The 12,562-nt window shown below is 68.0% G+C and carries 11 protein-coding genes and 1 tRNA gene; 2 read left to right on the forward strand and 10 right to left on the reverse strand.

The genetic code is table 11. The features are described 5' to 3' along the window. Positions 1–20: 20 nt before the first annotated feature. Together RS85_RS15315 and RS85_RS15320 are read right to left on the reverse strand one after the other, a co-directional pair. On the reverse strand, positions 21–1,034 hold the full coding sequence (locus tag RS85_RS15315) for a DNA topoisomerase IB (protein ID WP_046014337.1): 1,014 nt from the start codon (positions 1,032–1,034) through the stop codon (positions 21–23). A 51-nt stretch (positions 1,035–1,085) separates the two neighbouring features. Beyond that, positions 1,086–2,384 carry an MFS transporter gene (locus tag RS85_RS15320; RefSeq protein WP_046014516.1) on the reverse strand — a complete coding sequence of 433 codons (1,299 nt, stop codon included), beginning with the start codon at positions 2,382–2,384 and terminating at the stop codon, positions 1,086–1,088. A gap of 113 nt (positions 2,385–2,497) precedes the next feature. On the opposite strand from RS85_RS15320, the gene RS85_RS15325 reads away from it, so the two are divergent. Next, on the forward strand, positions 2,498–3,313 hold the full coding sequence (locus RS85_RS15325) for a hypothetical protein (RefSeq protein WP_152642441.1): 816 nt from the start codon (positions 2,498–2,500) through the stop codon (positions 3,311–3,313). Positions 3,314–3,319: 6 nt separating this feature from the next. Here the strand turns inward: RS85_RS15325 and RS85_RS15330 are convergent, their stop codons facing one another. The 3 genes from RS85_RS15330 to gltX form a co-directional block, all read right to left on the reverse strand. After that, a complete protein-coding gene (locus RS85_RS15330; RefSeq protein WP_046014339.1) occupies positions 3,320–4,315 on the reverse strand; it encodes an SDR family oxidoreductase in 996 nt (331 codons plus the stop codon). A 49-nt stretch (positions 4,316–4,364) separates the two neighbouring features. Beyond that, positions 4,365–4,436 (reverse strand) — tRNA-Gln (locus RS85_RS15335). Between the two features lie 115 nt (positions 4,437–4,551). Continuing rightward, positions 4,552–6,057, reverse strand: coding sequence for a glutamate--tRNA ligase (gltX, locus tag RS85_RS15340; protein WP_046014340.1), 1,506 nt, complete (start codon positions 6,055–6,057; stop codon positions 4,552–4,554). A gap of 176 nt (positions 6,058–6,233) precedes the next feature. On the opposite strand from gltX, the gene RS85_RS15345 reads away from it, so the two are divergent. After that, on the forward strand, positions 6,234–7,478 hold the full coding sequence (locus tag RS85_RS15345; protein WP_046014517.1) for an acyl-CoA dehydrogenase family protein: 1,245 nt from the start codon (positions 6,234–6,236) through the stop codon (positions 7,476–7,478). A gap of 47 nt (positions 7,479–7,525) precedes the next feature. On the opposite strand, the gene RS85_RS15350 is transcribed toward RS85_RS15345, so the two are convergent. From RS85_RS15350 to RS85_RS15370, 5 genes are all read right to left on the reverse strand, one after another. Beyond that, a complete protein-coding gene (locus RS85_RS15350) occupies positions 7,526–8,233 on the reverse strand; it encodes an MFS transporter (RefSeq protein WP_046014341.1) in 708 nt (235 codons plus the stop codon). Beyond that, positions 8,230–9,006, reverse strand: a complete 777-nt coding sequence (locus RS85_RS15355) for a fumarylacetoacetate hydrolase family protein (protein WP_046014342.1) — start codon at positions 9,004–9,006, stop codon at positions 8,230–8,232. The genes RS85_RS15350 and RS85_RS15355 overlap by 4 nt, the downstream gene beginning before the upstream one ends. A gap of 117 nt (positions 9,007–9,123) precedes the next feature. After that, complete coding sequence (locus RS85_RS15360; protein WP_152642442.1) at positions 9,124–9,885, reverse strand: hypothetical protein; 762 nt, start codon at positions 9,883–9,885, stop codon at positions 9,124–9,126. Positions 9,886–10,291: 406 nt separating this feature from the next. Then, entirely contained in the window at positions 10,292–11,392 is a 1,101-nt protein-coding gene (locus RS85_RS15365; RefSeq protein WP_046014518.1) for a branched-chain amino acid aminotransferase, read from the reverse strand. Positions 11,393–11,453: 61 nt separating this feature from the next. Continuing rightward, positions 11,454–12,497: a 3-isopropylmalate dehydrogenase gene (locus RS85_RS15370; protein ID WP_046014344.1), complete on the reverse strand. Its 1,044-nt coding sequence runs from the start codon at positions 12,495–12,497 to the stop codon at positions 11,454–11,456. Positions 12,498–12,562: the final 65 nt, after the last annotated feature.

A 12,562-nucleotide genomic window follows, 5' to 3' on the forward strand; every position in this document is an offset into this window, starting at 1 on the left:
GCCAGACGGGTCGACCGGCCTCACCGCCGGCGACCGGCAGCATCCCGTCGGCTGGCCTTGCGCTGCTTCTTCGGTCCGCCGAGCAGGCGCCGGATGGCCGTCTCGGGCGTGACGGTGAGATCGAGCGTCTGCCCTCGGGCGTAGAGACGGAAGACGCGCGGGTCGATGTAGCTTCCTCGCGCCACGGCCGTCGTGTTTCCGAGGGCGGCGGCCGTCGCCTGCACGGCGAGACGCTCGGCCTTTCCTCGGTCTCCGCGGGTGTCGAGCGGCCCGATCCGCGCCAATGCGTCTGCCGCGGTGATCGTGCCGTGCAGCGTGCGGAAGTCCTTCGCCGAGAACGACGCGCCGGTGATCTCGCGGACGTAGTTGTTCACCTCGGCCGGAGTGATGCGCACCCGCTTGCGTCCTCTGCGGTAGGCGAGCAGAAACTCCCTGGGTGAACCGGCGGCGAACTCGGTGAGGGCTTCCGCCAGCGAGTCGTCGGTGATCTCGATCGATGCGGTCTGCCCGCTCTTGGCCGGGAACGACAGCGCGACCGAGCTGCCCTCCACTCGCACGTCTCGCCGGCGCAGCGTCGTCAGGCCGCGACTGCCGTGGCGCACGAGGTACCGCTCGGATCCGATGCGCAGCGCGGCATCGTCGAGTAGGCGGAACGCCACAGCGAGCGCCTTCTCCTTGGTCTGGCCCTCGTCGCGAAGTGCACGTGTGACCTGCGCGCGCGCTCCCGGCAGCGCTGCGGCGAGGTCGAGTGCACGGACGAACTTGCGCCGATCACGGGAGACGCGCCATAGCGGGTGGTAAAGATACTGCTTGCGCCCCGCCTCATCGACGCCGACGGCTTGGATGTGGGCCAGTGGGTCGGCCGAGATCCAGACGTCCGTCCAGGCGGGCGGGATCACCAGGTCGCGGATGCGCTCCCGGTCGGCGTCCGGCGCCGGCGTGTTCGCGTGGTCGACGTAGCGGAACCCGGATCCTGACCGTACGCGCCGGAAACCGGGGTCCTCGCCGGGAACCACCCGAGTCAATGCCGCCATCCGTGGTGCCTCCTCATGTCGCGAGCCGCGGCTGATGCACCGGCGGCTCCGTCACAAAGATGCCGATGTCTCCCCGCCAGGAGAAGGGAGTGGCGTGGGACGCTCCGGCGTGATATCTCGCACGCCGTTCGCGGCCGGGGCGACGACACGCTCCAGCACGAGCGCGAGTCCGCCGACGGCGAGGGCGCCGGCGATCATGAGGCCGATGAACCAGACCTCGAGCCCTTCGCCGAGCATCACACCCGCGACGAGCGGCCCGAGAATCGCACCGCCTTGGAAGGCTGCCGAGTTGATCGCATTGTACCGGCCACGGGAGCGGTCGGAAGCCAGATCGTTGTAGATCCCGGGAACGGTCGGCTGCAGCATCGTCTCGCCGAACGCGAAGACGCCCATGAAGGCGATGACCCCGACCGCGGCGGTGAGAGTTCCGGGCAGGAAACCTGTGGCCCCCAGCAGCACCCAGGAGAGCGCCCAGATGAGCGCCATGACCTGCATGACCCGGGTGCGCCTCTTGCCGGAGATGAGGCGGAGCACCGTGAACTGCAGCAGGACGATGACCGCGGTGTTCACGGCGAAGGAGAGGCCGACGACCTGCGTCGACACCTCGGCGACCTGGCGTGCGAACGCGGGGAAACCCGCCTCCAGCTGGCCGTAGCCGATGAAGACCGAGATGAACGTGAGAAGCGTCAGCCACAGCACCGCCGGGCGACGGAGAATCTCGCGGTACCCGCCGGCCGTCTGGTCCTCGGCGTCGTCCGTCTCCGAGTGCATGCGCACCCCGCGCAGAGGACCGAGCAGGAGCGCGAGTGGGATCAGGCTGGTGGCCGCGTCGATCAGGAAGATCGTCGTGAAGGTCGAGGGATCGTGCACGTCGACGAAGAATCCACCGATCACTCCACCGACACCGATGCCGAGGTTCACGAGGGCGAAATTGACGCCGAAGTACTGCTGGCGCACCTCGCCGTCGACCACGCTCGCGATGAGCGCGTTGAACCCCGGCCAGGAGACACCGAAGTTGATGCCGATCAGGATCACGGCGACCGCCGCGACCGCGGCATCGGTGGCGAAGGCGAGCAGCGCGCAGCCCGCGATCATCGACAGCAGACCGACGATCAGCACGCGGTGCGCCCCGAAGCGATCGATGAGCGTTCCGCCCGGCCCCGTGACGATGAGACCGGTGATGGCGATGAGGCTCATGAGGGCGCCCGAGACGCCGAGGTCGAATCCGCGCACCTCGTGCAGGTAGATGATCGTGAACGGGAGGGTCATCCCCCGCCCCAGTGTCTGGATGGCCACCGTCGACAGCAGCCACCGCCCTTCCGTCGGGAGGGCGTTCCAGAAGGTCTTCATGCCGGTCACCCGAACAGTATTCCGGATGCCTCCGACGTCGGGTACACGGCGGTGGGGCGGGCGACGGTATTCCGATGTATCGGGTTCCCGCCGGTTCTGCCATGATCCTGATCATGGCCCTGTCATTCGAAGAGTTCCGTGCATCCCTCGTCAGCGCGGACGGACGTGGACGCCTCGGCATCCAGCTGACGGATGCCGAGGCCCAGCAGGTGCACGCCGATCCGGCATCAGCTCAGAGCTGGTACGCGTACTGGCTCTCGACACCGGCCGCTGCGGCGGCGGTCCCGGCCGCCCCGCAGGTGCCGCCCGTGCCGACGGCTCCCGCCGGCGACCACGACCTGACGCGGATCATGCCCGCAGCTCCCGTCGCGTACGCCGCAGCATCGCCGTATCCCTCCGCGCTGCCGCCGACATCCGCCGCCGAGACCCCGAAGAAGAAGAACGTCGGCCTGTGGGTCTCGCTCTCGATCCTGGGCGCGCTGCTCCTCATCGCCGCCATCGTCGTCGTGTTCGCGTTCTCGACGGCGCGCCACTGGACCAAGGTCGATGTGCCGGAGAAGCCCGAGACCTTCCACAGCGAGGAGTTCGAGACCGGCCGGTTCGACGTCGCGATGGACACGGTCAATCCGTGCGTCGTCGACCAGGACTGGACCGACTGCATCAACGCGATGCAGGCCCAGTACGACGCCAACTGCGCCGGCGTGGAGCTGACCGAATCCGCGACGTCGCTGTGCGCGGACTACCTCTCCGCGATCGACGAGATGAGAGCGCTCGACGAGCCCGGATCGTACGTGGCGACACTAGGCGACTACGGCAGTCTCTCCCGCACGGCGGAGATCGACACCCGCGAGGTCTCCAACAACGATCAGCAGGATGCCGTGACGCACGAGGCCGTCTGCTACCTCGGCTTCCTCGGAGAGTGCGAGTAGCCGCCCTCAGCTTCTCGGGAGCGCGAGGAGGCGTTCGAAGACGGCATCCGCCTCCTCGTCGACGATCTGTCGCTCGGGGTGCGCGTCGTACCAGTCGATGATCTCCTCCGCGCCGCGGTCGAACGTCACCGTCGTCCGGAACTCCGGCACCAGCGCCTTCACCTTGCTGTTGTCGAAGACCATCGAGTGCGTCCGGTCGCCCAGGAGTCCCCCGGCCCACGAGGGCTCCACGGCGGCGATCGTGTCGGATGCCACGTGCACGAGCTCCGGCTCGACGCCCGCGGCCGCGCCGATCCAGCGATAGATCTGGTCCCACGTCGGCGCGTGATCTCCGGTGATGTGGAAGACGTCCCCGACAGCCGCGGGATGACCGAGCAGGCCGACGAACGCGACGGCGAAGTCGCGTGAGTGCGTGAGCGTCCACTGGGTCGTCCCGTCGCCGTGCACCACGACCGGCTTGCCCGCTCGCATCCGGGCGACGTCGGTCCACTGACCGAGCGTGGGCAGCAGCGTCCTGTCGTAGGTGTGTGAGGGACGCACGATCGTGGCGGGAAACTCGCGCTCCCGGTAGGCGGCCACCAGCAGGTCCTCGCAGGCGATCTTGTCGCGCGAGTACTGCCAGTGCGGATTGCGCAGCGGCGTGGACTCGATGACAGGGAGGCGCGCGGGCGGTTTCTGATACGCCGAGGCCGAACTGATGAACACGTACTGGCCGACGCGGCCGTCGAACCGGTCGACGTTCGCCTGGACATGCTCAGGCGTGAACGACAGAAAGTCGGCCACGACGTCGAAATCTCCGCCCGCGGCGTCGAGCGCGGAGCGCGTCGCATCGGGGTCCGTGATGTCGGCCACGATCGATCGCGCGCCGTCGGGAAGAGAGCGGATGCCGGTCGTCCCGCGATTCAGGACGCTGACGTCGTGGCCCGCGTCGAGTGCCCGCGAGACGCTCTCCGAGCTGATGATGCCGGTGCCGCCGATGAACAGGATCCGCTTCGCAGTCATCTGTCCATTCAACGACAAAACCCCCGCTCACGCGAGGGTTTTCGTCTTGCTGGGGTACCTGGACTCGAACCAAGAACAACGGAACCAGAAACCGCCGTGTTGCCAATTACACCATACCCCAAGGGCGAAACCGGAGCCTCGCACCGAGAGTCAAGCTTACCCGAGCAGGCACCGAACGCCAAAACGCCCGGCCCACCCGCGCCGCCGGGCGCGTCGGACTGCCGGTGTCGGCCGACTCAACGCTCGAGGAACTCCGCGAGGCCCCGCAGACGACGCAGTGACTCCTCCTTGCCGAGCAGTTCCATCGACTCGAACAGCGGCGGAGAGACGCGACGACCGCTGATGGCCACACGAGGCGGTCCGTAGGCGATGCGCGGCTTGAGCTCCAGCGTCTCGACGAGCGCATGGGCGAGGGCATCCTGGATCTTCTCCGGTGTGAACTCGTCGACGGGCTCGAGGGCGGTGACGCACGCCTCGAGCACCTCGGCGGCGTTCGCCGGCAGGCCCTTCAGCGCGTCGGCCTCGTAGGAGACCTCGTCCGTGAAGAGGAACCCGACCATGCCCGGCACCTCGCCCAGCAGCTGCACCCGCTCCTGCACAAGGGGCGCGACACGGAAGGCGGTCACGAGCTGCTCGCGGGTCGGCTCGTCGAAGAGACCGGCGGCAGCGAGGTACGGCACCGTGCGCTCGGCGAAGTCCTTCTCCGCCAGCATCCGGATGTGGTCGCCGTTGATCGACTCGGCCTTCTTCTGATCGAAACGCGCCGGGTTGGGGTTCACGTTCTCGATGTCGAACGCGGCCGTGAACTCGTCGAGCGAGAAGACGTCGCGATCGGGTCCGATCCCCCAGCCGAGCAGCGCCAGGTAGTTGAGCAGACCCTCCGGGATGAACCCGCGGTCGCGGTGGAGGAAGAGATCCGCCTGCGGGTCGCGCTTGGAGAGCTTCTTGTTGCCGGTCTCCCCCAGCACGAGCGGCATGTGCGCGAACCGCGGCACGAAGGTCGTGACCCCCGCGTCGATCAGCGCGGCGTAGAGCGAGAGCTGACGCGCCGTCGACGGCATCAGGTCTTCGCCGCGCAGCACGTGGGTGATCCCCATCAGCGCATCGTCGACCGGGTTCACGAACGTGTACAGCGGGATGCCGTTGGGCCGCACCACCACGAAGTCCGGGAAGGACCCCGCCGGGAAGGTGACCTCGCCGCGGATGAGGTCGACATACGTGAGGTCCTCGTCCGGAACGCGAAGGCGCAGGGCGGGCTGGCGACCCTCGGCGCGGAACACCTCCTTCTGCGCGTCGGTCAGGTCGCGGTCGAAGTTGTCGTAGCCGAGCTGCTTGGCGCGGCCGTTCGCCTCGTTGCGCGCATCGATCTCCTCGGCGTTCGAGAAGCTCTCGTACAGGGCACCCGAAGCGAGGAGCTTCTCGATGACCTCGCGGTAGATGTCGTGGCGCTCCGACTGCCGGTATGGCGCGTGGGGCCCGCCGACCTCGACGCCCTCGTCCCAGTCGATCTTGAGCCAGGTGAGCGCATCCAGCAGCTGTCGGTAGCTCTCTTCGCTATCGCGCGCGGCATCCGTGTCTTCGATGCGGAAGACCATCTTGCCGCCATTGTGGCGGGCGTAGGCCCAGTTGAAGAGGGCCGTGCGCACGAGACCGACGTGCGGCAGCCCGGTCGGCGAGGGACAGAAGCGGACGCGGACGTCGGCACCACGTGCAGTCGTGGTGAGGGGGTGAGGGGTAGCCATAGCCCTTCGATTCTAGTTGGCCGCCTCCGGCGCTCCGACGGCCGTCCGGGGTGCACCGCGGCGACGCATCGGGACACTCCCGGTAACAGTCGCTCACCCCGGGTAATCCGCCGGAGCGCATCGCGCGGAGGCTCCTATGGTTGCCGCACACGACCCCCGACCGGAAGGTGAAGAACATGAGCATCACGGAATCAGTGACGACGGCACTCGGCAACCGCTGGAGCGACGTACCACTCCCAAGAGACAGCCGCGGATGGCTCGACCGTGCACAGGAGGTGGCCGACATCCTCGCAGTGGATGCGGTCGAACGCGATCGTGCGAACGCGACGCCGCATGCCGAGGTGCAGCTGCTCAAGGATTCCGGGCTGATCACCCTTCTCGGCCCCGTCGAGCACGGCGGCGCCGGCGAGACCTGGGAGACGGCCTACAAGGTCATCCGCACCGTCGCCCGCGGCGACGGATCGATCGGGCAGGTGCTCGGATACCACTACCTCTGGGCGTGGGCGGCGCGACTGGTGGCGACGGAGGAGCAGATTTCGGCGGTCGAAGAGCTGTACACGACGAACAACTTCGTGTTCGGCGGAGCCGTCAATCCGCGGGATTCCGACCTCACCATCCGTGAGGAGGGAGACGACCTCGTGTTCTCGGGACGCAAGTCCTTCTCGACCGGTGGCCGGATCTCCGACCTGACCGTCTTGGAAGGCGTGCTGGAGGGCACCGAGACCCACATCTTCGCGATCGTACCGACGGCACAGGAGGGCATCGTCTTCGCGGATGACTGGGACAACCTCGGCCAGCGACTCACCGAGTCCGGGTCGGTCGAGATCCGCGACGTGCGCGTGCCGTGGGCTTCCGCCGCCGGGTTCGTGGACAAGGAATTCCAGCCACTCATCTACAACACGCTGAATGTCCCGGCGATCCAGCCGGTGTTCGCGAACTTCTACCTCGGCATCGCGCAGGGCGCGCTCGAGACCGCGTCGGCGTACACGCGCACGACGACTCGTCCTTGGCCGTACGGCGGAGACGACAAGCAGCGTGCGACCGACGAGTGGTACCTGCTCGAGGGGTACGGCACCCTGGCGTCCAAGCTCTGGGCGGACGAGGCCCTGCTGGATGCCGTCGGCTCCGAGATCAGCGCCGTGCTCCATGCTCCGCGCGAGGAGCTCACCGCACGCCGCCGTGGCGAGATCGCGGTCCGGATCGCGGCCGGCAAGCTCCGCATCGTCGACGACGGCCTCGAGGTCGCCACGAAGATCTATGAGCTCACGGGTGCCCGCGCCTCCGCCAATTCGGTCGGCCTCGACATCTTCTGGCGGAACCTCCGCACGCACAGCCTGCACGACCCGATCGCGTACAAGAAGCGCGAGGTCGGACAGTTCGTTCTGCTGAACGAGGTACCGGAGCCGACCTGGTACACCTGAGCGCGGCGCGGCCCGATGCTGGAGCGCGAAGGCCCCTGCATCGGGCTTCACTGCGGCCGAATCCGCCCGAGCGGCGACAGCACGACGATCGCCAGCACCAGAACGGATGCCGCGACGCCGAGCCCCGCGTACTGGAAGTTCGACAGCACCACGCCCGCGAGCACCGAGCCGGCCGCAGCCGAGAGGCTCATCAGCGAGTCGCTGCGCCCCTGCCGCCGAGTGCGGACCTCGGGCGCCGAGGCCTCGGTGAGAAGGGCGGCACCGGCGACCGTCGCCGCGCTCCATCCGAGTCCCAGCAGGATGAGCGCGACGATCACGCCCCACTGCTCGGTGCCGACGAAGATCGCGAATGCCAGCGCCGCTGCGAGGAGGACCTGGCCGAGCAGCACCACCCGCAGCCTCCCCCAGCGGTCGGCGAGCACGCCGAAGAGCGGCGAGAGCGCGTACATCCCGCCGACGTGCAGCGCGATCGTGATGCCGACGAGGGCGGAGACGTCGGCGAGCGCAGGTCGACGACCGACGCGCGCGGCGAGCCGTGCGAGCGGGATCGCGCACATGGCCGCACCGAGCGTCACCGACGCGGTGGCGAGACCCGAGAGCGCGTCGCTACCCGAGATGTCGGCAGCCAGCAGAGCGCCGAGCGAGACCGTGGCACCGAACGCGATGCCGCCGAGCACCTGCCCGAGCGACAGCACGAAGACGGTCCGCCGCTGCACGGCGGACTGCTGTGCCGCCGTCAGGGCGACTCCGGTCATGACGCCGGAGCGGCGTCGCGTGCTGTGTTGCGGAGGATGCCCAGACCGGAGATCTCGACCTCGACGACGTCGCCCGCGACGAAGGGGCCGACCCCTGCCGGAGTGCCGGTCATGATGACATCACCGGGCAGCAGGGTGAACACGGCCGAGGCGTACTCGATGATCGCGGGGATCGAGTGGATCATGTCGGTCAGTGGCGCCTGCTGGCGGATCTCGCCGTTGACGCGCGTCTCGATCGTCGCGGATGCCGGATCGAAGTCGGTCTCGATGACGGGCCCGAGCGGGCAGAACGTGTCGAAGCCCTTCGCGCGCGACCACTGACCGTCCTTGCGCTGCAGATCGCGTGCCGTCACGTCGTTGCCGATCGTGTAGCCCAGCACGTAGTCGAAGGCGTTCTCAGCCTTGACGTTCTTCGCGATCTTGCCGATCACGACGACGAGCTCGCCCTCGTGTTCGGTCTGTTCGGAGAGCGTCGGCCGCACGATCGTGTCATTCGGTCCGATCACAGCGGTGTTCGGCTTGAGGAAGAGCAGCGGCTCCTCCGGAGCCACTCCCCCCATCTCGGCCGCATGATCGTGGTAGTTCTTGCCCACGCACACGACCTTCGACCGCGGGATCACCGGGGCGAGCAGCGCGGCATCCGCCAGCGCAACGCGCGCGCCCGTCGTCTCGTACCCCGTGAACATGGGGTCTCCGGCGAGCACGACGAGGTCGGACCCGTCGATGATCCCGTACATGATGGCGTCGTCGTGGCTGAACCGGGCGATCTTCATGGATCCAGCCTAGCGAGCGCCCCCGTCATGCCGAGACCCCGGGTTGTCGTCGAAACCCCGCGCGATTTGCGCCGACAAAGCGGGGTTTCGTCGTGAAGGCGGGGTCTCAGTGCGTGTTCACCCGGGCGGGTGGATGCCGAACGCCGCCAATCGGTTGCCGAGAAGATCCGCCGAGCCGATATGCGCACTGCCCCACCGGACCAAGCGCCATCCCGTCACGCCTCGAATGTCATCCTCCCGGCGCTTCTCCTCGAGGACGGCATCCGATGTCGTCGGCGCTTTGCGTAGCGCAGACTCCAGGTACTTCCCCTCACCGTCGAACTCGCCGAAGGCACGCGAGCGGCGGAACCCGAAGTCCAGGAAGTACTGCGCCCCTCCCGAGCCGACCACGGGAACCTGCAGCCCGACCTCGCGAAACCCGAGTCGGTCCAGCTGCAGACGGCTGACGCTCTCTCCCGGAAGCTGCACTCGTCCGTCGGCGAACTCCGCGACCCAGCGTGCACGACGCACTCCGCGCAGTCCCGGAGAACACAGCGAGAGCAGCTCTTCCCTCCATGCCGAATCGACGTCGGCATCGATGCGTCTCGATCGCGTGGCGACCGAGCGAAGCGCGGCGTCGGCAGCAGAGATCGCGGCCTCGGCACTGAGTGTGCGAGAGAGATCGAAGACGGTGCGAGCCAGGGACGTGCAGCGCATCCCGTGCCTCTGAACGGTGTCGGTGTCGGGGATCTCGAGATCGTGCCGTCTCACACCGGCTTCGGTGCGCGAGTGCCGTCGGCCCTGAAGGAGGACATGAACCAAGTCGGCCGTCTTGCCGAACAGAGGTAAGTCCCAGAGCACGGCCGCAGAGGTATGCGAGAACACTGGTCCCTCGCCCATGCTGGCACGGTGCACCGCGAGCAGTCGGACCATCTGGCGGCCTTCCGTCCAGAGGTCAGCCCAGACCGCGCCGTCGACGTAGAACCCCTGTGGACACGCCGAAGGGAACCGTCGAGGACACCGTTCCTCAGCTCGCGCTCGGTGGCTCCCGAATGAAGGACCTCGTCCCGCGAGCGGACGAGGTCGCGTGCTTGTTCGATGGTGATGCGTCGGGGCATCCACCATCATGTGCTCGACGCGTCCATCGTGACGTCCATTCCACAGCCCAAACCAATGCACCCTCGCCTGTGCAGGAGATGTCGTTCGTCCCGAGACCCCGCCTTATTGCCGAGGCCCCGCCTTGCGTACGCCGACAAGCGGGGGTGTCGGCGGGAAAGCGGGGTCTCGGCGAATCCGGCCTCCGGTGTCAGGCGTCGAGACGCAGCAGCCAGCCGTGCCGGTCCTCGCGGCGGCCGTACTGGATGTCGGTGAGCTCCTCGCGCAGCGACAGAGCCAGCTCGCCCAGCGGCTGCGGCTCGTCGAAGCCCTCGCCCACCAGCGCGCCGATCGGGGTGACGACCGCAGCCGTGCCACAGGCGAAGACCTCGACGATGTCGCCGGATGCCACGCCCTCACGCCACTCGTCGATCGAGATCGGCCGCTTCTCGACGGTGTATCCGCGGTCCTCAGCCAGCTGCAGCAGCGAGTCGCGAGTGATGCCCTCGAGGATGCTGTCCGACTCCGGGGTGACGACACGTCCGTCCTTGAAGACGAACACGACGTTCATGCCGCCGAGCTCCTCGACGTTGCGGTGCTCGTTGAGGAACACGACCTGGTCGCAGCCCTTGGCGCTGGCCTCGCTCTGCGCGAGCAGGCTGGACGCGTAGTTGCCGCCGGTCTTCGCCTTGCCGGTGCCACCCTTGCCTGCGCGCGCGTAGTCCTCGGAGAGCCAGATGCGCACCGGCTTCACTCCGCCGGAGAAGTACGCTCCCGCGGGGCTCGCGATCACGTAGTAGGCGACCTTCTGCGCCGCCCGGACGCCGAGGAAGGCCTCCTTGGCGAACATGAACGGCCGCAGGTAGAGGCTCTGGTCGACCCCGGACGGCACCCAGTGCCCGTCGACGGCGACCAGCTCACGCAGTGACTGGATGAAGTACTCGGTCGGGAGCTCCGGCAGGGCGAGGCGCCGGGCACTGGACTGCATCCGCGCCGCATTGCGATCGGGCCGGAACGTGTGGATCGAACCGTCCTCGTGGCGGTAGGCCTTGATGCCCTCGAAGATCTCCTGCGCGTAGTGCAGGACGGATGCCGCGGGGTCCAGCGGGATCGGACCGTAGGGCTGCACGCGCGGACGGTGCCAGCCGCCCTTGGCCGACCAGCAGATGTCGACCATGTGATCGGTGAAGACGACGCCGAACCCCGGGTTCTCATGAACCTCGGCCACTCGCGCACGCGAAGCCGCGGTGAGGTTCTTGGTCACAGCGAACTCCAGTGGAGCCACAGTCGCCTCAGCATCGATGGTCGTCATCTCATCATCCATTCCTCGTGGGTGGGCGCATCGTCGCGCCGTCTCAGCCTACGCCCGCAGATCAGAGGCGGGCAGTGATCGCGGAGCCGATCTCCGCGGTGGTGCGTGCCGCCGTCCGGGCGGCGATGTCGGCCTCGACCGCCGCGCTGACGCGGGCGGACTCGTCAGCGAGGCCGAGGTGGTCGAGCAGCAGGGCGACCGACAGGATCGCCGCGGTGGGGTCAGCCTTCTGCTGTCCGGCGATGTCGGGCGCTGAGCCGTGGACCGGCTCGAACATCGAGGGGAACGCGCCGTCGGGATTGATGTTGCCGGATGCCGCGAGACCGATGCCGCCGGTGACCGCACCGGCCAGATCGGTGAGGATGTCGCCGAACAGGTTATCGGTGACGATCACGTCGAAACGAGACGGGTCGGTCACCAGGAAGATCGTCGCGGCATCGACATGGAGATAGTCGACCGTCACGTCGGGGTGGGACGCGGCCACCTCGTTCACGACCCGCTGCCAGATCCCGCCGGCATGCACGAGCACGTTCGTCTTGTGCACGAGCGTGACCTTCTTGCCGCGGCGCTCCGCGAGCTCGAAGGCGTAGCGCACGACGCGCTCCACGCCGAAGGCCGTGTTGACGGAGGTCTCGTTGGCGACCTCCTGCGGCGTGCCCTTGCGGATCGCGCCGCCGTTGCCGACGTACGGCCCCTCCGTGCCCTCGCGGACCACGACGAAGTCGATGTCGCCGGGGCTCGCCAGCGGGCCGGGCGCGCCCGCGAACAGCTTCGACGGACGCAGGTTGACGTAGTGGTCGAGGGTGAAGCGAAGTCTGAGCAGGAGTCCACGCTCGATGTTCGCGTCCTTGAGGCGCGGGTCTCCGGGGGTGCCGCCGACCGCCCCGAGCAGGATGGCGTCGTGAGCGGAGATGGCTTCGAGGTCATCATCGGTGAGAGTGTCACCGGTCGCGAGGTAGCGTGCCGCTCCGAGCGCGAAGCGGGTCTTCTCGAACACCACGTCACTCTGAGCTGTGACGGCCTCGAGAACCTTCTCGGCCTCAGCGACGACCTCGGGACCGATGCCGTCTCCGGGGATGACGGCCAGCTTCACGACACGCGACATGACACTCCTTGCACCGGGATGAACCGGCCCGCACTCGAAGTGGTGTCGAACGGGCCGGTTCATCC

Origin of the sequence: Microbacterium sp. SA39 (assembly GCF_000967865.1) — a bacterium.
Classification (GTDB): Bacteria; Actinomycetota; Actinomycetes; order Actinomycetales; family Microbacteriaceae; genus Microbacterium.